General features: G+C 72.8%; 18 protein-coding genes, 1 pseudogene and 1 riboswitch. Of the genes and pseudogenes, 11 read left to right on the top strand and 8 right to left on the bottom strand.

Going from position 1 to position 19,162, the window contains the following annotated elements:
- Positions 1–51 precede the first annotated feature (51 nt).
- Positions 52–209, top strand: a riboswitch (SAM riboswitch).
- The 4 genes from thrC to groL all read left to right on the top strand — a co-directional run bounded on the left by thrC (position 203) and on the right by groL (position 4,452).
- Complete coding sequence (gene thrC / locus EES41_RS16955) at positions 203–1,501, top strand: threonine synthase (protein ID WP_123079322.1); 1,299 nt, start codon at positions 203–205, stop codon at positions 1,499–1,501. (Overlaps the previous riboswitch by 7 nt.)
- 36 nt (positions 1,502–1,537) lie before the next feature.
- Positions 1,538–1,816, top strand: a complete 279-nt coding sequence (locus tag EES41_RS16950) for a MoaD/ThiS family protein (protein ID WP_123079320.1) — start codon at positions 1,538–1,540, stop codon at positions 1,814–1,816.
- Positions 1,817–2,232: 416 nt separating this feature from the next.
- Positions 2,233–2,439: a cold-shock protein gene (locus EES41_RS16945; RefSeq protein WP_008743607.1), complete on the top strand. Its 207-nt coding sequence runs from the start codon at positions 2,233–2,235 to the stop codon at positions 2,437–2,439.
- A gap of 390 nt (positions 2,440–2,829) precedes the next feature.
- The gene (gene groL, locus EES41_RS16940) at positions 2,830–4,452 is read left to right on the top strand and encodes a chaperonin GroEL (protein ID WP_008743605.1); all 1,623 of its coding nucleotides are present in this window, start codon (positions 2,830–2,832) and stop codon (positions 4,450–4,452) included.
- Between the two features lie 85 nt (positions 4,453–4,537).
- Here groL and EES41_RS16935 read toward each other — a convergent pair.
- Positions 4,538–4,735: pseudogene (locus EES41_RS16935) on the bottom strand (helix-turn-helix domain-containing protein); the annotation flags it as partial.
- Positions 4,736–4,852: 117 nt separating this feature from the next.
- Between EES41_RS16935 and EES41_RS16930 the strand changes: the two are divergent.
- Positions 4,853–5,470, top strand: a complete 618-nt coding sequence (locus EES41_RS16930) for a phosphoribosylanthranilate isomerase (protein ID WP_123079316.1) — start codon at positions 4,853–4,855, stop codon at positions 5,468–5,470.
- Between the two features lie 9 nt (positions 5,471–5,479).
- Here EES41_RS16930 and EES41_RS16925 read toward each other — a convergent pair whose 3' ends face one another.
- Both EES41_RS16925 and murQ read right to left on the bottom strand, forming a co-directional pair.
- Complete coding sequence (locus EES41_RS16925) at positions 5,480–6,973, bottom strand: PTS transporter subunit EIIC (RefSeq protein WP_123079314.1); 1,494 nt, start codon at positions 6,971–6,973, stop codon at positions 5,480–5,482.
- A 71-nt stretch (positions 6,974–7,044) separates the two neighbouring features.
- A complete protein-coding gene (gene murQ, locus EES41_RS16920) occupies positions 7,045–7,986 on the bottom strand; it encodes an N-acetylmuramic acid 6-phosphate etherase (protein ID WP_123079312.1) in 942 nt (313 codons plus the stop codon).
- Between the two features lie 248 nt (positions 7,987–8,234).
- On the opposite strand from murQ, the gene EES41_RS16915 reads away from it, so the two are divergent.
- Entirely contained in the window at positions 8,235–8,618 is a 384-nt protein-coding gene (locus EES41_RS16915; protein ID WP_073775131.1) for a hypothetical protein, read from the top strand.
- Between the two features lie 7 nt (positions 8,619–8,625).
- Positions 8,626–8,892, top strand: a complete 267-nt coding sequence (locus EES41_RS16910) for a DUF4031 domain-containing protein (RefSeq protein ID WP_073775285.1) — start codon at positions 8,626–8,628, stop codon at positions 8,890–8,892.
- An 83-nt stretch (positions 8,893–8,975) separates the two neighbouring features.
- On the opposite strand, the gene EES41_RS16905 is transcribed toward EES41_RS16910, so the two are convergent.
- The 3 genes from EES41_RS16905 to EES41_RS16895 all read right to left on the bottom strand — a co-directional run bounded on the left by EES41_RS16905 (position 8,976) and on the right by EES41_RS16895 (position 12,318).
- Entirely contained in the window at positions 8,976–10,208 is a 1,233-nt protein-coding gene (locus EES41_RS16905; protein ID WP_123079310.1) for a serine hydrolase, read from the bottom strand.
- A gap of 101 nt (positions 10,209–10,309) precedes the next feature.
- Positions 10,310–11,530, bottom strand: a complete 1,221-nt coding sequence (locus tag EES41_RS16900; protein WP_123079308.1) for a Cmx/CmrA family chloramphenicol efflux MFS transporter — start codon at positions 11,528–11,530, stop codon at positions 10,310–10,312.
- Positions 11,531–11,658: 128 nt separating this feature from the next.
- Positions 11,659–12,318, bottom strand: coding sequence for a hypothetical protein (locus tag EES41_RS16895; RefSeq protein ID WP_037795366.1), 660 nt, complete (start codon positions 12,316–12,318; stop codon positions 11,659–11,661).
- 96 nt (positions 12,319–12,414) lie between these two features.
- On the opposite strand from EES41_RS16895, the gene EES41_RS16890 reads away from it, so the two are divergent.
- Together EES41_RS16890 and EES41_RS16885 are read left to right on the top strand one after the other, a co-directional pair.
- Positions 12,415–13,101 (top strand): copper homeostasis protein CutC, encoded by a 687-nt coding sequence (locus tag EES41_RS16890; RefSeq protein ID WP_123079306.1) that lies wholly within the window; start codon positions 12,415–12,417, stop codon positions 13,099–13,101.
- Between the two features lie 207 nt (positions 13,102–13,308).
- Positions 13,309–13,743 carry a VOC family protein gene (locus EES41_RS16885; RefSeq protein ID WP_123079304.1) on the top strand — a complete coding sequence of 145 codons (435 nt, stop codon included), beginning with the start codon at positions 13,309–13,311 and terminating at the stop codon, positions 13,741–13,743.
- 46 nt (positions 13,744–13,789) lie between these two features.
- Here EES41_RS16885 and EES41_RS16880 read toward each other — a convergent pair whose 3' ends face one another.
- Positions 13,790–15,814, bottom strand: coding sequence for an AAA family ATPase (locus tag EES41_RS16880; protein ID WP_123082523.1), 2,025 nt, complete (start codon positions 15,812–15,814; stop codon positions 13,790–13,792).
- A 400-nt stretch (positions 15,815–16,214) separates the two neighbouring features.
- On the opposite strand from EES41_RS16880, the gene EES41_RS16875 reads away from it, so the two are divergent.
- Positions 16,215–16,403, top strand: coding sequence for a hypothetical protein (locus EES41_RS16875; protein WP_008743812.1), 189 nt, complete (start codon positions 16,215–16,217; stop codon positions 16,401–16,403).
- A 134-nt stretch (positions 16,404–16,537) separates the two neighbouring features.
- Positions 16,538–17,521, top strand: a complete 984-nt coding sequence (locus tag EES41_RS16870; RefSeq protein ID WP_254211474.1) for a glycosyltransferase 87 family protein — start codon at positions 16,538–16,540, stop codon at positions 17,519–17,521.
- Here the strand turns inward: EES41_RS16870 and EES41_RS16865 are convergent.
- Complete coding sequence (locus EES41_RS16865; RefSeq protein WP_073775117.1) at positions 17,479–19,122, bottom strand: DNA repair helicase XPB; 1,644 nt, start codon at positions 19,120–19,122, stop codon at positions 17,479–17,481. The two genes, EES41_RS16870 and EES41_RS16865, sit on opposite strands and share 43 nt — an antisense overlap.
- Positions 19,123–19,162: the final 40 nt, after the last annotated feature.

Raw genomic sequence — 19,162 nt, 5'->3', positions numbered from 1 at the left:
CCGCGCACAAATGCCCGGACGCGCCATGGAGCGCGCGCACCGGTGCCATACCGCTCATCCAGAGGGGCAGAGGGACACGGCCCGTTGAAGCCCCGGCAACCCTCCAGTCGGTTCTCGCGATCGCTCACACGGCGACACCAGCGAGGTCCCCGGCTAGGGAAGGTGCCAATTCCGTCTCATGGCGAAGTGCGCCATGGGGAAGATGAGGAGAAAGGGCCTCGCCATCATGGCTGCACAGACTGTTGCCACCTCTGTCGATCTCGGACCCGCCACCGGCCTTTCCTGTCGCGAGTGCGGTACCCGCTTCGAACTCGGTCCCATCTTCGCCTGCGTGGAGTGCTTCGGGCCGCTCGAAGTGGCCTACGACCTCCCGACCGGCGACCCCGAGGCCCTGCGGGCCGCGATCGAGGCCGGCCCCGCCAACATCTGGCGCTACGCGCCGCTGCTGCCCGTCCCGGCGGACGTCGCCTCCAAGCCCAGCCTGAACCCGGGCTTCACCAAGCTCGTGGACGCCCGGAACCTGGCCAAGGAGCTGGGCGTCACCGGCGAGCTCTACGTCAAGGACGACTCCGGCAACCCGACGCACTCCTTCAAGGACCGCGTCGTCGCCATCGCCGTCGAGGCCGCCCGCGCCTTCGGCTTCACCACCCTGTCCTGCTCCTCCACCGGCAACCTGGCCGGCGCCGTCGGCGCCGCGGCCGCCCGCGCCGGCTTCCGCTCCTGCGTGTTCATCCCGCACGACCTGGAGCAGGGCAAGGTCGTCATGGCCGGTGTCTACGGCGGCGACCTCGTCGGCATCGAGGGCAACTACGACGACGTCAACCGCTTCTGCTCCGAGCTCATCGGCGACCCGCTGGGCGAGGGCTGGGGCTTCGTCAACGTCAACCTGCGCCCGTACTACGGCGAGGGCTCCAAGACCCTCGCTTACGAGATCTGCGAGCAGCTCGGCTGGCGGCTGCCCGACCAGATCGTCATCCCGATCGCGTCCGGCTCGCAGCTCACGAAGATCGACAAGGGTCTCCAGGAGCTGATCAGGCTGGGACTCGTCGAGGACAGGCCGTACAAGATCTTCGGCGCCCAGGCCGAGGGCTGCTCCCCGGTCTCCACCGCCTTCAAGGACGGCCTCGACGTGGTCCGCCCGCAGAAGCCGGACACCATCGCCAAGTCGCTGGCCATCGGCAACCCGGCGGACGGCCCGTACGTCCTGGACATCGCCCGCCGCACGGGCGGCTACGTCGAGGACGTCAGCGACGAGCAGGTCGTCGAGGCCATCAAGCTGCTCGCTCAGACCGAGGGCATCTTCGCCGAGACCGCGGGCGGCGTGACCGTCGGCGTGACGAAGAAGCTCATCGAGAACGGGCAGCTCGACCCGGCGCTGACCACCGTGGTCCTGAACACCGGTGACGGCCTCAAGACCCTGGAGGCGGTGGCCGCGGACAGCGGGCAGAGCGCCACCATCCGCCCGAGCCTGGACGCGTTCCGCGCCGCCGGCCTGGCCTGATCTCCGTCCTCCCGCACCCGGAAAGGCAGTAGCGCCATGAGCGTCAACGTCCGCATCCCCACCATCCTGCGCACCTACACCGGCGGCCTGGCCGAGGTCGCGGCCGAGGGCGCCACCCTGGCCGAGGTCATCGCGTCGCTGGAGCGGAACCACCCGGGCATCGCCGCCCGCGTCCTGGACGACCAGGGCAAGCTGCGCCGCTTCGTGAACGTCTACGTCAACGACGACGACGTGCGCTTCGAGGGCGGCCTGGAGGCGGTCACGCCGGACGGCGCGGGCGTCTCGATCATCCCCGCCGTCGCGGGCGGCTGCTGACCCTTCACGGCTTCCCCGCCGCTTCTCCAGGTGGCACGCGTAAACGAAATTGCCCCCTCCGCTAATAAGCGGAGGGGGCAATTCTGCTTGGTTGGGCGCGGTAGAGTTGGGGAAGTCCCCTCCGCTGTTCTTGCCCGCCGCATATGTACGGGCCGCGTGAGGGTTGACATTCAGTCAATATGCGGGCGCGGTATGGGGCATTGGCGAGATTTGCCCGGCCCGACTTGCCCGGGAAGATGCCAGATTTTCACTCTATTTCAATCTTTATCCCTGGCCGGAATTCTCGTCGGATTGACCTGTTGCAGACAGCAGCGGTGCGGATACATTCAGCCCCGGTCGAGGCGTTCCGGCGCAAGTTCTGACCCGGGTCCGCGAAGTGCGGTCCTGCGCAAGGGCCAGTAATAGGGGAGTTAGGCATGGCTCAGGGCACCGTCAAGTGGTTCAACGCGGAGAAGGGCTACGGCTTCATCGCGGTCGACGGTGGTGCGGATGTGTTCGTCCACTACAGCGCCATCCAGATGGACGGATACCGCACCCTTGAAGAGGGTCAGCGGGTCGAGTTCGAGATCTCGCAGGGCCAGAAGGGTCCGCAGGCGGACATGGTCAAGCTCGCCGCCGGCTAGTCCGAGAGCGATCGACCACCGACGCACTTACATACGAGGGGCCCACCTCCCGGAGACGGGAGGTGGGCCCCTCGTACGTCTGCCCGGCGCGACGCCGGGGCCGTGCCGGTGCCGGGCCGGTGCCGGGCCCGGAGCCGTCCCGGTGGCCGGGCATTGCCTCAAGCCGCTTGCACTCGGAGGGGTCGAGTGCTAATCATTGGCGTTAGCACTCTCCTGGTGAGAGTGCTACTAAGACGAGGACCGGGCCGGTGAGGCCCGCAGGGTCCGGCGGGAAGGAACCGCCGGGCACGCAGGCCGTCCGTCGCGGGCGCGGGCGCGGTCCGGAGCAATCCAGCCTCCCCTCACGCCTGGCGGCGTAGGGGGAACCCCAGTCCTGGAGGACCACTTCAGATGGCCAAGATCATTGCGTTCGACGAGGAGGCCCGGCGCGGCCTCGAGCGTGGGATGAACCAGCTCGCCGACGCCGTCAAGGTCACCCTTGGCCCCAAGGGTCGCAACGTCGTCCTTGAGAAGAAGTGGGGCGCCCCCACGATCACCAACGATGGTGTCTCCATCGCCAAGGAGATCGAGCTCGAGGACCCGTACGAGAAGATCGGCGCCGAGCTGGTCAAGGAAGTCGCCAAGAAGACGGACGACGTCGCCGGCGACGGTACGACCACCGCCACCGTTCTCGCCCAGGCGCTCGTCCGCGAGGGCCTGCGCAACGTGGCGGCCGGCGCCAACCCGATGGCCCTCAAGCGCGGCATCGAGAAGGCCGTCGAGGCCGTCTCCGGCGCCCTGCTGGAGCAGGCGAAGGATGTCGAGACCAAGGAGCAGATCGCTTCGACGGCCTCCATCTCCGCCGCTGACACCCAGATCGGCGAGCTCATCGCCGAGGCCATGGACAAGGTCGGCAAGGAAGGCGTCATCACCGTCGAGGAGTCCCAGACCTTCGGTCTGGAGCTTGAGCTCACCGAGGGCATGCGCTTCGACAAGGGCTACATCTCGGCGTACTTCGCCACCGACATGGAGCGTATGGAGGCGTCGCTCGACGACCCGTACATCCTGATCGTCAACTCCAAGGTCAGCAACGTGAAGGACCTCCTTCCGCTGCTGGAGAAGGTCATGCAGTCCGGCAAGCCGCTGCTGATCATCGCCGAGGACGTCGAGGGCGAGGCCCTGTCGACCCTGGTCGTCAACAAGATCCGCGGCACCTTCCGCTCGGTCGCCGTCAAGGCCCCGGGCTTCGGCGACCGCCGCAAGGCCATGCTCGGTGACATCGCCATCCTCACGGGCGGCACGGTCATCTCCGAGGAGGTCGGCCTCAAGCTGGAGAACGCCGGTCTCGACCTGCTCGGCCGCGCCCGCAAGGTCGTCATCACCAAGGACGAGACCACGATCGTCGACGGTTCCGGTGACAGCGACCAGGTCCAGGGTCGCGTCAACCAGATCCGCGCCGAGATCGAGAACTCCGACTCGGACTACGACCGCGAGAAGCTCCAGGAGCGCCTCGCGAAGCTGGCCGGCGGCGTGGCCGTCATCAAGGCCGGTGCCGCGACCGAGGTCGAGCTCAAGGAGCGCAAGCACCGCATCGAGGACGCCGTTCGCAACGCGAAGGCGGCCGTCGAGGAGGGCATCGTCGCCGGTGGTGGCGTGGCCCTGCTCCAGGCCTCCGCGGTCTTCGAGAAGCTTGAGCTCACCGGTGACGAGGCGACCGGCGCCAATGCCGTCAAGCTCGCGCTGGAGGCCCCGCTCAAGCAGATCGCCGTCAACGGTGGTCTTGAGGGTGGCGTCGTCGTGGAGAAGGTCCGCAACCTGACCGTCGGCTGGGGCCTGAACGCCGCGACCGGCGAGTACGTCGACATGATCGCCGAGGGCATCATCGACCCGGCGAAGGTCACGCGCTCCGCTCTGCAGAACGCCGCGTCCATCGCCGCGCTGTTCCTGACGACCGAGGCCGTCATCGCCGACAAGCCCGAGAAGGCCGGCGCCGCTGCCGGCGGCGGCATGCCGGGCGGTGACATGGACTTCTGATCGACCTCTGGTTGATCGGCTGTTCTCGAACGAGGGCGGCACCCCACGGGGGTGCCGCCCTCGGGCGTTCGCGGGGCATCGTGGTTCAGGCGGCGGGGCGCGCGATGAAGGTGACTTCTTCGTGGTCGTCGCCCAAGGCGATGTTCAAAGAGGCGTCCAGCGCGCGAGCGAGTCGGCGCAGGAGCGGCAGCGTGGGTACGGCGTCGGCGCCCTCCACGCGGGAGATCTTCGCCTGGGTGAGGCCGGACCGCTCGGCCAGCCGGCTCTGGGACAGCCCGAGCTCCTTGCGAACCAGTGTGGGTCCGTACACCTCATCGGATGAAACTGCCGCCGGCCGTCGCCCGGCCGTTCTCGCGGGACGGAACCTTGCGTGGTGCGCGGAGGGTGGTTGACTGCTGGCATGACTGAGGTGGCGGGCGGGGCGGACGTGTTCATCAAGATCTGTGGGCTGAAGACCGGGCCGGACGTCGACGCCGCGGTGGCCGCCGGGGCGGATGCCGTCGGGTTCGTGTTCGCCGCGGGGAGCCCGCGTACCGTCGACGCCGCCGTCGCGCGGGAGCTGGCCGCGCGGGTGCCGGCCGGGGTGCTCACCGTCGGGGTGTTCCGCGGCCAGCCGGTGGCCGAGGTGCGGCGCCTGACCGAGGAGAGCGGCGTACGCGGCGTGCAGCTGCACGGGGACGAGGGGCCCGAGTACTACGAGGCGCTGCGCGCCGGGGGCCGCACGCTGCTGCGGGCCACCGCCCGGCACGTCGAGCGGTGCGGGGAGTACGGGGAGGACCTGCTGCTGATCGACGCCCCGGACCCGGGTTCGGGCAAGCCGTGGAACTGGGCGGCGGCGGAGTTCACCGCGCCCGGCGGCCGCTGGCTGCTGGCGGGCGGGCTGGGCCCGGACAACGTGCGGCGGGCCGTCGAGACGACCGGGGCGTGGGGCGTGGACGTGTCCAGCGGGGTGGAACGCGCGCGCGGGGTGAAGTCGCCGGAGCTGATCCGGGCGTTCATCGAGGCCGCGCGCGGCTAGGGCTTGTTGTCAGGTCAGCGCGGGCTGCTTCGGCGGTTCGGCGGTGGCGGAGGTGGCCTCCGGGTCCGGGTCGGTGTCGAGGTCGGCGAGCATCTGCCGGGTGAAGCCGAAGAAGTACGTGGCGAGGAACCCCACCAGGTAGCCGACGGCCAGCCCGCCCCCGTAGATCGCGAGGGTGGGGCCCATCCCCGACCCGCCGTGCAGCAGCGGGAACAGGGCCCAGCCCGACGGGCCGATGGCGGTCGAGCCGAAGGCCACCCCCAGCTGGTTGAACAGGCCCACGAACGCCCCGCCCGCCGCCCCGCCCGCGCAGGCGGTGACGAAGGGGCGGCCCAGCGGCAGCGAGACGCCGTAGATCAGCGGTTCGCCGACGCCGAGGAAGCCGGCCGGGAGGGCGGACCTGATCGTCGTACGGATCGAGCGGTTGCGCGGCAGCCGGACGTAGACGGCGATGGCGGCGCCGACCTGGCCCGCGCCCGCCATGGCGAGGATGGGGAGCAGGACGGTGTACCCGTTCTGCTCGATCAGGGTGGTGTGGATGGGGATCAGGGCCTGGTGCAGGCCCAGCATCACCAGCGGGAGGAACAGGCCGCCCAGGACCAGACCGGCGAAGGCGCCCCCGTGGGCCAGGAGCCAGGTGGCGAAGCCGCCGATGGCGGCGGAGACCTCGCCGGCGAGGAACATCAGGCCGAAGAGGGTGGCCAGGCCGGCGACCAGGACGGTGAGGGTCGGGGTGACCAGGGCGTCCAGCGCCCCGGGGACCCACCGGCGGCACAGCCGCTCCACGCGGACCGCGAGGTACGCGGCCGCCAGCGCGCCGAGGACGCCGCCCTGGCCGGGGGAGAGGTGCTCGCCGAAGGCGTCGATCTTCGCGACCCCCGGGAAGACGATGATCGCGGCGACCGCACCGCCCAGGATCGCGGTGCCGCCGAACTCCTTGGCGGTGTTGTAGCCGACGAAGACGGCGATGAGGGACATGAACCCCGAGGCGATGGCGGCGAGCGCGGGGACCAGGGTGGGCAGCCAGCCCAGGTTGGTGAGCACGCCGGCCAGGCCCGCGATGATGCCGCAGCCGATCAGCGCCGGGATCAGCGGGACGAAGATGTTCGCGACGCGGCGCAGGAACAGCTTGAGCGGGGTGGCGTTGCGGGCCTTCCGGTCCTCTCGCAGCGCCGCGCCGCGGTCGGCGAGCCCGGCGGCGGTGACGGGGCGCGGGGGCTCGGCGGCCCGTGGTTCCCCGGCCCGGCCTTCCTCCACCAGCGCCTCGAACTCGGGGGTGACCCGGGCGACGGCGCCGGGGCCGAGCACGATCTGGTACGTGTCGTCGTCCACCACGCCCAGGACCGCCGGGAGGGCCTTGAGCGCCTCGTCCTGGACCAGCGAGCGGTCGCGCAGGCCGATGCGCAGGCGGGTCATGCAGTGGGCGACGGAGGTGATGTTGTCCGGGCCGCCGACCAGCGGGAGGATCGCGGCGGCGGTGGCGCGGTGCGTGTCAGGGGACATCGTGGTCTTTCGCCTCGGAGTCGGTCGTCGGTCGTCGGTGTCGTCGGTGTCGTTGGCCGTCGGCCGCGGAGTCAGCCGCCGGCGCCGCTGGTGCTCCGCGCGAGGGCCGCGCGGAGGTGGCCGCCCGAGGCGGTCAGGAGCGCGGCCGCGGTGGGGCCGTCGACGCCGCCGAGGACGACGAGGATGGCGTTCTTGACCTCGCCGCCGGTGGCGGTGAGCGCGGCCTCGGTCTCCGCGTCGGACGCCCCGGTCGCCAGCGCGACGATGCGGCGGGAGCGGGCGCGCAGCTTCTCGTTGGAGGCGCGTACGTCGACCATGAGGTTCCCGTACGTCTTCCCGAGCCGGATCATGGTGAGGGTCGAGATCAGGTTCAGCACCAGCTTCTGGGCGGTACCGGCCTTCAGCCGGGTGGACCCGGTCAGCAGCTCGGGGCCGGTCACCACCTCGATGCCGTGCTCGGCGGCCGCCGCGAGCGCGGATCCGGCGTTGCAGGACAGCCCGACGGTGAGGGCGCCGCGGGTACGGGCGAACTCGACGGCGCCGATCGCGTACGGGGTACGGCCGGAGGCGGAGACGCCGACCACGGTGTCGGCCTCGGTCAGCGCCAGGGCGGTCAGGTCCTCGGCGGCCAGCTCCTTGGAGTCCTCGGCGCCTTCGACGGCCTTGACCATGGCGGTGGGGCCGCCCGCGATCAGGCCGATGACCTGGCCGGGGCCGGTGTTGAAGGTGGGCGGGCACTCGCTGGCGTCGAGCACGCCGAGGCGCCCGGCGGTACCGGCGCCGGCGTAGACCAGCCGCCCGCCGCGTGCCATCCGCGGGGCGATCCCGTCGATGGCGGCGGCGATCTCCTCCAGCCGCTCCGCGACGGCGGCCGCGACGGTGGCGTCCTCGGCGTTCATGACGCGGGCGATGTCGAGGGTGGTCATCCGGTCGATGTCCGCCAGCTCGGGGCGGAAGGCCTCGGTGGTCAGGGTGTCCAGCTGGGCGCGGAGTTCGGCGTACGACGCGGTCATGGGCGGCGGCTCCTGACGGTTCGGCGCGGGACGGGGCGGTGAGCCCGGTGCGCAGCAGTTTCCGCGCGAGGTCCCGGTGTACGGGGGAGGACGCGCCGATGCCCGCCGTCGCGCGCGTGCGCACATCCCCCGAAAACCCGATTTTCGGACGAAATGGTGGACGAGGCGGCGGGCGGAGCGGCGGGCGGGCGTCGGGCAGCGGCAGGCAGGCCTTCGACTCTGGGCCGCCGCGGGTTCACAATGTCCCCATGGACCACGCGACCCCTTTGGAGCAGGCGCTGCACGCCGCCCGTGCCCTTGTACTCGCCGATCTCGTCGCGGGCGAGGTCGCCGAAGCCGATGTCGTCTCCCTCGTCGAGGACTCGGTCACGCACCGCCGGTGGTGGGTGGAGCAGTGGCCGGAGGGGGTCGACTACCTCGCCGGACTCGTCGCCCAGGACGTACAGGACGCGCTGCTGGAGAAGTACGGGCGCTGGCCGCTGTGCCCGGTCTGCTCGCACGGCGACCCGCACGCGCTGGACGTGGAGCCCGAGCTGGGCCCCGATCCGCACTGGGTGTGCGCGAAGACCGTGGTCAAGGTCGCTCCGGTGGGCGGCCTCGGGGCGGTCTTCGGTGCCGGTGGCGGCCGGTGAGCCGCCGGTGACGGTGTACATCGACCCGCCGACCTGGCCGGGCCACGGCCGCATGTGGTCACACCTGGTCAGCGACGTGTCGTACGAGGAGCTGCACGCCTTCGCGGCGGGCATCGGCTGTCCGCCGCGGGCGTTCGAGCGGGACCACTACGACGTGCCGGAGCACCGCTACGCGGGCGCGGTGGCGGCGGGCGCGGTCGAGATCGGCAGCAAGGAACTGGTCCGCCGCCTCACCGCGGCCGGCCTGCGACGGCCGAAGGGGCGCCCGGCCTAGGAGCCCGGTCCAGGAGCCCGGCCTGGAGCCCGGCCTGGAGCCCGGCCTGGAGCCCGGCCTGGAGCCCGGTCTAGGAGCCCGGCCTAGGAGCTCGGCTTGGGCGCCGGTGCCGGGGTCGACGGCTCCGGGACGGCGCTGGGCTGGGCCGCCGCCGGGAGCGCCCAGACGTGCCCCGGGGTCACGATCTTGGTGACCGCGTTGGCGATGAGGCCGCTCAGGCTGCCGAACTTGCCGTCGACGTCGGAGTTCACCACGATCACCAGCGTGGCGCGGGCCTGCGGGAGCCGGACGGCGATGGTCTCGTAGCCGGGCAGTTCGCCGTTGTGGCCGACCCAGCCGTCGATGTCGGCGATGCCGAGCCCGTAGCGCACGTCGGGGTGGCCGGTCGGCAGCACGCGCAGCCGCTGGGCCTGGGTGGCCGGCTCCAGCAGCCGCTCGCCGTCCGGAAGCCGCCCGCTGACCAGGGTCGGGACCCAGGAGCGCAGGTCGTCCATGGTGGAGGTCACCGCGCCGGCCGCCCAGCCCCAGGACGGGTTCCAGGTGGAGGCGTCGACGGTCGCGCCGTCCGGGGTGAAGTTCGTGTAGCCGTGCACGAACGGGGACGCGATCTCCGCGCCGGTCGGCAGCGAGGTCGCGGCCAGGCCGGCCGGTTCGAAGACGTGCTGCTTCAGGTAGGTGTGCAGGGGCTGCCCGCTGATCTTCTCGACGAGCACGCCGAGCAGGACGGTGTTGGTGTTCGAGTACTCCCAGCGCGCGCCCGGCGGGAAGTCGGCGGGGTGCCGGAAGGCGATGCCCAGCAGCTCCCGCGGGGTCCACGCGCGGTGCGGGTCGGCCTTGAACGTGGCCAGCCAGCGCGGGTCCTCGGTGTAGTTGTAGAGGCCGCTGCGCATGTCGGCGAGCTGGCGGACGGTGATCCTCTCGCCGCCGGGCACGCCGTCGAGGTACGTGGAGACCGGCGCGTCGAGCCGTACCTTCCCGTCGTCGACGAGCTGGAGGACGGCGGTGACGGCGAAGGTCTTGGTGACGCTGCCGATGCGGGTGTGCATGTCGGTCTTGAGGGGGACGCCGGTGGCTTTGTCGGCGGTGCCGAAGGAGCGCACGTAGGAGTCGTCGCCGTCGATCCACAGGCCGACGCCCACACCGGGGATGGCGGCCTCGCGCATGGCCGCGGTGATCGCGTCGTCGAGCCGCTCGGCGACCACCGGGTCGATGTCGACGCGGCCCGGCGGGGCGGCGGCGGGGGCCTGGCCCGCGCACAGCGCGGTCAGCAGCAGCGAGGCGGCTGCCAGCGCGGTGGGCGTGCGGTACCGGCCCATGGAGGATCACCTCTGACGCGCGTCCCCGAGCGGTTCCCGGCTCCCCGAGCGGACCTTCCCATCGTAGGAAGCCGGGTCGGGGGCGGCGACCGGGCCCGCGGTCAGGCGCGGGCGGGCTCCGCGGCCGGGGTGGCGGCGGCGCCGCCCGAGGCGACCACGCGGGCCGGGCCCTGCGGCGTACGGCGCTCCAGGCGCAGGGCGAGGGCCACGAGGGCGATGGCGGTGACCGTCATGGCCGCGCCCGCCCAGGCAGTGGCGGCGAAGCCGCGGCCCGCGTCGATGACGGCGCCGCCGAGCCAGGGGCCGCCGGTGTTGCCCAGGTTGAAGGCCGCCGTGGTGGTGGCGCCGGCCAGGGTCGGGGCGGCGCCCGCCACGTTGAACATGCGGGCGTTGAGCGCGGGCGCCGTGAAGAACGCCGAGAAGCCGATCAGGAAGGAGAGCCCGATCGCGGCGGCCGCGGCCGACGCCAGCAGGGCCAGCGCGGCCAGGAACACCGTCGACGCCGTGATCCCCCACAGCATGACGCCGAACAGGTGCGCGTCCGCGACCCGGCCGCCGACGGTGGTGCCGGCCAGCGCGCCGATCCCGAAGAGGCCGAGGATCCACGGCACCCAGCCGGAGTCCAGCCCGGCCACGTCCGTGAGCAGCGGGGAGAGGTAGCTGAAGGCGCAGAACACGCCGCCGGCGGCCAGCGCGGTGATGCCGATGGCCAGCCAGACCTGCCGGTCGCGGTAGATGCGCAGCTCCCGCCCCAGCGACGGCTTCTCGGCGGGCAGCGGGATCCTCGGGATCAGCGTCAGGATGCCGACGAGGGCGACCGCGGAGGCCGCGCCGACCGACCAGAACGCGGAGCGCCAGCCGAGGTGCTCGCCGAGGAAGGCGCCGGCGGGGACGCCGAGGACGTTGGCGATGGACAGCCCGCCGATCATGACGGCCATCGCGCGGGCCCGGGCGTCGACGGGGACCATGGCGATCGCGACGGCCGCGCCGACCGCCCAGAAGCCGGCGCAGGCGAGCGCGGAGACGACGCGGGAGGCGAAGAGCAGCTCGTACGAGGGGGCCAGCGCGCCCGCGATCTGCCCGAGGCCGAAGAGGCTGATGAGGGAGACGAGGGTGGTGCGGCGCGGGAGCCGCAGGGTGGCCACGGCCAGCAGCGGGGCGCCGATGACCATGCCGATGGCGAAGGCGGATATCAGCAGGCCCGCCTGCGGAATGGTGACGTCCATGTCCTCGGCGATGGGCGGCAGCAGCCCGGAGAGCATGAACTCGCTGGTGCCGAGGGCGAACACCGACAGGCCGAGGACGTAGACGGCGACGGGCATACGGGTGCGGACGCGGGCGCGGGAACGTGCTTCGGCGGCTGAGGGCATGTCCTTCACCAACCCTGGTGAACGTGATCGCATTCCCGGACGAATGTGTCAGGAGTGTTGCGCCCGCGCGGTCGGCTCCGCTATGCGAGCAGCGCGAGCTCGGTGGCGAGGTTGTGGCGCGCCGGGCCCTCCCAGTGCTCCGCGCCGTACGGGGTGCGGTACAGCCGGGGCAGCTCCAGCAGCTGGCGGAGTACGGCCGCGCGGCCGGCGCGGAAGGCGTCCTCGGGCACGAACGCGTACTCGGCGCGGACGGCTGCGGCGTAGCCGGCGTAGGCGGCCGGGTCGCCGGCGAGCACGGCGAGGTCGGCGTCGCAGAGGACCTCCCCGTTGGTGTCGCCGGGGGCGGGGTCGTGGCTGACGGTGAGCCGGACCAGCCGCGCGACCTCGGCGGTACGGGCGGGGCCGATGCCGAGTTCGGGCAGGGCGCGCTCGGCGAGGGCGGCGCTGCGCTCCTCGTTCTCGGAGCGGTCGGGGCGGTAGACGGCGTCGTGGAACCAGGCGGCGAGCTCGACGGCGGCGGGGTCCTCGGCGTGGCCGGCGAGTACGTCGATCCGCGCGAGTACGTCGGCCAGGTGCGCGGTGGTGTGGTAGCGGCGCTGGGGCTCGGCCCAGGCGGCGAGGAGCCGGTCGGCGTAGGGCGCGGGGTCCCGGTCGGCGCCCGCGGCGGCGGCGGTGGCGTGCCAGCGGGCGAGGAGCGGCGCGGTGTCGTGGCGGGGCGCGTCGGGCGAGTCGGTGTCCATGGGCTCATTGTGCTGGTGGTGTGCGGCCGTGGACCCGTACCCTGATATTGGACTAGACCTATTTCGTACGAGCAGTCTTCCTAAGGATGGGATCGAATGAGCAACCGTGCGCTCCTGGAGGTGATCGCCCTCGACGTGGAGGACGCGGTCGCGGCCCGGGCCGGCGGGGCGGACCGCCTTGAACTGGTCACCGACATGGCCGCCGACGGGCTCACCCCGGCGCGCGAGACCTTCGCGGCGATCAGGGCGGCCGTGGACATCCCGCTGCGCGTGATGCTCCGCCGGACGGACGGGTTCGCGGCGGGGGCGGTGGCCCCGCTGGTCGAGGAGGCGCGGGCGCTGCGGGCGGAGGGCGCGCGGGAGTTCGTCCTCGGGTTCCTGAACCCCGACGGCACGCCCGACCTGGCGGCGCTCGGGGCGGTCGTCGCGGAGCTGGGCGGCTGCCGGTGGACGTTCCACCGGGCGATCGACCGGGCCGCCGACCGGGACGGGCTGCGCAAGGCGCTGGCGGAGCTGCCGGGGCTGGACACGTACCTGACGGCCGGGGCGGCGGCGGGGGTGTCCGACGGCCTGCCGGTGCTGGTCGCGGAGGCGGCGCGGCGCGGGGAGCCGGGGTACGAGCCGCGGATCCTGGCCGGGGGCGGGCTGACGCTGGCGCACCTTCCCGAGCTGCGGGCGGCGGGCATCGACGCGTTCCACATCGGCGGCGCGGCCCGTCCCTCCGGGTGGGCCGGCCCGGTCTCCGCGACGGCGGTCGCCACCTGGCGCGAAGCCCTCTCCTAGGCCCCGCCTTCAGCCCCGCCGGCGTTTGAGGCGCGGGTCCGGGCGGAGCCCGGGGAACGGTGGAAGGGCGGGCAGGGGACCAGCCCCGCAGGGCACCCGCGCCCCGGCCCCGGCCGTCGGCGGCCGGGCCTGGCTGGGCTGGGAGCCCCGCCAACACGTAGCTCCCTGGCGGGAGATGGGCGGCAGGGCCGCTGCTATGGTGCGCCGATGTCAATGATCAAGAAGTTCCAGGTGACCTTCGACTGCGCGGAACCCGAGCGCGTCGCCCGCTTCTGGTGCGAGGTGCTCGGGTACGTCGTGCCGCCGCCCCCGGAGGGCTTCGCCACGTGGGACGACTACAACGGCTCGTTGCCGCCCGAGCGGCGGAACGCGTGGTTCGTCTGCATGGATCCGGCGGGTGAGGGCCCGCGCATGTACTTCCAGCGCGTCCCCGAAGGCAAGGTCGCCAAGAACCGGATGCACCTCGACGTCCGGGCCGGCACCGGCCTCGTGGGCGAGGAGCGCCTGGCCACGCTCGACGCCGAACGCGCACGCCTGGTCGCGCTCGGCGCCGTGCACGTGCGCACGCTGCTCGCCGACGAGGAGAACGAGTCCTGCATCCTGATGCAGGACGTCGAGGGCAACGAGTTCTGTCTCGACTGACGGCGCGACGGCGCGACGCGGTGCCGCGCCGTCGCGGCCGCGGCCCTCAGGCCAGGGCCGCCGGCAGCGGGGCCGCGTGCAGGGCCGTCAGGCCGGAGACGGCCCGGGTGAGGCAGACGTAGAGGCGGCGCAGGCCGGTGCGTTCGTCCGGTTCGCCCGAGACGATGGCGGCCGGCTCGTCCAGCACGACGTAGTCGTACTCCAGGCCCTTCGCCAGCGAGGCCGGGACCAGCGTCAGGCGGGACTCCGCCGTGGTCTCCTCGCCCGGCGACAGGTACGGCAGGCCCGCCGCCACCAGCGCCTCCCCGAGCTCCGGGATCCGCGCGTCCGCCGCGATCAGGCCGATCGAGCCCTCGTGGCCGAGCGAGCCGCGGCACGCCTCGATCACCGAGGCCGTCAGGTCCGACGTCGGCGAGACGATCAGCGAGCCCGGGGTCTCGCGGACCGAGGAGACCGGGGCGAGCCCCGGGGAGATCGCCGGCAGCAGCCGCGACGCGTACGCGATCACCTCGCGCGGCACGCGGAAGCCCGCCGTCAGCTCCTCCAGCACCGCCTCCGGCTTGCCCAGGTGGGTCAGGGCCTCGGCCCAGCTGCGGGTGGCCCACGGGGTGGTGCCCTGCGCGAGGTCGCCCAGCACCGTCGCCGAGCCCGTCGTGCAGCGCCGCCCCACCGCCCGGTACTGCATGGGCGACAGGTCCTGCGCCTCGTCGAGCACGACGTGGCCGAGCGAATGCGTGCGCTCCACCAGGTCCGCCGCCTCGTCGATCAGCACCAGGTCCGCCGCCGACCACTTCGCCGACTTCACGCTCCGCAGCGGCTTCGGCCACAGGAGGAGCCCCTGCTCCTCCTCCGAGAGGACGCCTTCCGCGTGCGCCGCGAGGAACTCCGGGTCCGACAGCAGCCGCAGCACCAGCTTCGCCGGCTCCACCGGCGGCCACACCGCCTTGACCACCGCCTTCACGGCCGCGCTGCGCGCCACCGCGTCCTGGACCCGGTCGTCCGGGGCCTCGCCCGCCTGCTCCATCCGTACCAGCACCGCGTGCGCGATGCGCTGCGGCAGCGCGTCGCGGGCGGCGCCGTAACGGATGTCCCGGCCCTGGAGTTCCGTGACGATCTGCTCCAGCTCGTACGCCGGCACCCGCCACCGCCGCGACCCGCGCACCACCATCAGCGGCTCGACGGGCAGGCTGACGTGCGAGCGGACCGCGCGCCGCAGCACCTGCGCCATCCGGGCGTCGCCCTTGATGACGGCGGTTTCGGCCTGGTCGGCGCCGCGTACCTCCAGGCCCTCACGGGCGACGAGGTCGTCGACGGTGGCCTGCTTGACCTCCAGCTCGCCCAGCGCCGGCAGCACCTGCTCGATGTAGTGCAGGAAGGAACGGTTCGGCCCGATGACGAGCGTGCCGGTGCGGGCGAGCCGGTCGCGGTGCGCGTACAGCAGGTACGCGACCCGGTGCAGGCCGACCGCCGTCTTGCCGGTACCGGGGCCGCCCTGGACGCAGACGGAGCCGGACAGCCCGGAGCGGACGATCTCGTCCTGCTCGGGCTGGATCGTCGCGACGATGTCCCGCATGGGGCCGACGCGCGGGCGCTCGATCTCCTGCTGGAGCAGCTTGCTGACGGCTGCGGCCTCTGCCGGGTCGGAGAGGTGCTCGTCCTCGTAGGCGGTCAGCTCGCCGCCGGTGTAACCGAAGCGGCGGCGCAGCGCGATGTCCTGCGGGTCGTTCTTGGAGGCCCGGTAGAACGGCTGGGAGACCGGCGCGCGCCAGTCGATCACCATCGGGTCGCCGTCGGCGTCGTGGACGTGGCGGCGGCCGATGTAGAACTGCTCGCCCTCGGCGCCCTCGGCCAGTTCCGCGCCGGGGGCGTGCAGGTAGTTCAGGCGGCCGAAGAACAGCGGGGTGTGCGCCAGGTCGGCCAGCGCCTTGATGCGGTCGTCGATCTGGGCCTGGAGGACGATCGCGTTGACCCAGTTCGCGGTGACGTCGCGGATGTCGAGCGCCTCGACGTCCTCGCGCATGGCGCGGAGCGCGGCGCGGGAGGCGGTGAGGTGCGACCGTTCGCGGGCCAGCGGGCCCGGTCCGTCGAGGAGGGCCGGGGACGGAGCGGTGTCGGTGGCGGTGTCGGACTCGGGGGCGTGCGCGGGCACGGGACTGCCTCCAGCTGCTGGTCTGCGTGGTGGATGCCCGCCGGTTTCCGTCCGGCGGGCGGCACTCCCCGGCGAGCGGTGGGAGGCGGCAAGAGCGGAGATTCTAGTCAGGGCGGCCGGTTCGCGCGAACGGTTTTACCGCCCGCTCCCTCCCCGGGTGAATACCTGCGGGGCAGGAGCGCCGTACGGGTCATACCCGGGAGTGTCAGACCCGCGGCAGAGCCACTAGGGGACGCCATGGGTCGTGAGGAGGACGCCGCGCGGCCCCGGGTTCAGCCCCCAGAGCGATGTGAAATCCGGCGCGGAAACGCACCATGGATGTATGAGCACCGCAACCTTCACCCCGATCCGGGGCGGCCGCCCGAGCGGCGCCACCGCCACTTCACCCGACTACCGTCCCCGTCACCGCGTCGGTGGCCTGCTGCATGCCGCGAAGGTCTTCGCGGCCACCGCCGTCAGCGTCGTCGTCATGGGCGAATACGCTGAGGAAGCCGGAGTCATACGCCGCTGACCTGCTGGTTCGGCCATCCGGGGGTCCGCCCTCCGGTACGGCGACACCCGCGCGCGCCCCGCCCCGAGGGGCCGGCGCCGAGCCGTGGCCTGAACCCGGCGGTACGCCGCCAGTGATCCACTAGGGTCACGCGCGTGACCCGCAGACCCGCCCCCGACCGCTCGCCGGTGCCCCCTTTCGGCGCCTCCCCCGGGCTGTCGTCGGGGCTGTCGTCCGGGTCATCGCCCGGGCTGTCCCCCGAGTCGTCGTCCGGTCTGTCGTCCGGGCCGTCGCCTGGGTCATCGCCCGGGCTGTCCCCCGAGTCGTCGTCCGGTTTGTTGTCCGGGGCCGCGACGGGGCTGTTCTCCGGGTCGTTCTCCGGCCGGCTGGTCACCGGCCCGCTGCTCCTGCTGGGCGTGCTCTGCGTCGCCCTGCGCATTCCGGTGGCCGACGCCCTCGTCCGCGGATTCCGCGCCGCCGAGTGGCACCCGCCGACCGCGTACCCGCCGTTCGCGGCGATCCTGTTCACCCCGGCCGCCTGGCTGCCGGCGGCCGTGCTCAAGGCCGTCATCGTCCTCGGCAGCGCCGGTCTGCTCGCGCTGCTCGTCCTGCTGTCCTGCCGCCTCGCGGGGCTGCCGGCCCGGCCGGGACCCGTCCTGGCCGCCACCACCGCCGGACTGTGGCTGGAGCCCCTGTTCCAGACCCCGCTGACCGGTCAGATCAACCTGGCGCTGGCCTGCCTCGCCGTCTGGGACCTGGGCCGGCCCCGCTCCGCCCTCGGCAAGGGGTTCGCCCTGGGTACCGCCGCCGGGATCACCCTGACCCCGGCGCTCCTCGTCCCGTACCTGCTGCTCACCGGCCGGGCCCGGGCCGGGCTGACGGCGCTCGCCGCCTTCACCGGCACCGCCCTGCTGGGCCTGCTCGTGCTCCCGCAGGCCTCCGCCGAGTTCTGGGCCCGGCACCTGCCCGCGACCGGCCGGGCCCTGCCGCTGGACTGGCCCTGGTCGCACCTGTGGGTCTGGTCCGTACCGCTCCTCGCGATCCTGACCCGGGCGGCCCGGGCGGCCCGGGCCGGCCGCCCGGGCCCCGGCGCCGGTCAGCCGTCGGCCAGCAGCTCGTCGGAGTCCATGATCCGGTAGGCGTAGCCCTGTTCGGCCAGGAAGCGCTGCCGGTGCGCGGCGAAGTCCTGGTCGATGGTGTCGCGCGCGACGACCGAGTAGAACCGCGCCTCGTGGCCGTCGGCCTTCGGGCGCAGGACGCGGCCGAGGCGCTGCGCCTCCTCCTGGCGCGAGCCGAAGGTGCCCGACACCTGGATGGCGACCGTGGCCTCCGGCAGGTCGATCGAGAAGTTCGCGACCTTCGAGACGACCAGCACGCTGATCTCGCCCTCGCGGAAGGCGTTGAAGAGCTTCTCCCGCTGCGCGTTGGAGGTCTCGCCCTTGATGACCGGTGCGTCCAGGTGCTCGCCGAGCTCGTCGAGCTGGTCGATGTACTGCCCGATGACCAGGGTCTGCTCGCCCTGGTGCTTGCGTACCAGCGCCTCGGTGACCTTCCGCTTGGTGGCGGTGGTCGCGCAGAACCGGTACTTCTCCTCGGTCTCGGCGGTCGCGTACGCCAGTCGCTCGCTCTCCGTGAGGTTCACGCGGACCTCGACGCAGTCGGCGGGGGCGATGTAGCCCTGCGCCTCGATCTCCTTCCACGGCGCGTCGAACCGCTTCGGGCCGATGAGGGAGAACACGTCCGACTCGCGGCCGTCCTCGCGGACCAGCGTCGCCGTCAGGCCGAGCCGCCGGCGCGCCTGGAGGTCGGCGGTGAACTTGAACACCGGCGCCGGCAGCAGGTGCACCTCGTCGTAGAGGATCAGGCCCCAGTCCCGGGAGTCGAAGAGCTCCAGGTGCGGGTAGACGCCCTTCCGCTTCGTCGTCAGGACCTGGTACGTGGCGATCGTGACGGGCCGGATCTCCTTGCGGGTGCCGGAGTACTCGCCGATCTCCTCCTCCGTCAGCGAGGTCCGCTTGACCAGCTCGTGCTTCCACTGGCGGGCCGAGACGGTGTTCGTGACCAGGATCAGCGTCGTCGCCTTGGCCATCGCCATCGCGCCGGCGCCGACCAGCGTCTTGCCGGCGCCGCAGGGCAGGACGACCACGCCCGAACCGCCGTGCCAGAAGCCCTCGACGGCCTGCTGCTGGTACGGGCGCAGCGCCCAGCCGTCCTCGACGAGGTCGATGGGGTGCGCCTCGCCGTCCACGTACCCGGCGAGGTCCTCGGCCGGCCAGCCCAGCTTGAGCAGGGTCTGCTTGATCTGTCCGCGCTCGGAGGGGTGCACGGCGACGGTGTCGGGGTCGAGCCGGGCCCCGACCAGCGGGGCGACCTTCTTCGACCGCAGGATCTCCTCCAGCACGGGCCGGTCGGTGCTGGTCAGGACCAGCCCGTGCACGGGGTGCTTGGAGAGGGTGAGCCGGCCGTAGCGGGCCATGGTCTCGGCGACGTCGACGAGCAGCGCGTGCGGGACGGGGTAGCGGGAGAACTCGACGAGCGCGTCGACGACCTGCTCGGCGTCGTGCCCGGCCGCCCGGGCGTTCCACAGACCGAGCGGGGTGATCCGGTAGGTGTGGATGTGCTCGGGCGCCCGCTCCAGCTCGGCGAAGGGCGCGATGGCGCGCCGCGCGGCTCCGGCGAGCTCGTGGTCGACCTCCAGCAGGAGGGTTTTGTCGCTCTGGACGATGAGGGGCCCGTTCACACACGTCCCTTTCGGCGTGGGGTGACCACCCGGACGCGGG

Origin of the sequence: Streptomyces sp. ADI95-16, from assembly GCF_003721495.1 — a bacterium.
Taxonomy (GTDB): Bacteria; Actinomycetota; Actinomycetes; order Streptomycetales; family Streptomycetaceae; genus Streptomyces; species Streptomyces goshikiensis.
The sequence above is the reverse complement of the archived record's forward strand: the minus strand, read 5'-3'. Positions and strand labels throughout refer to the sequence as shown.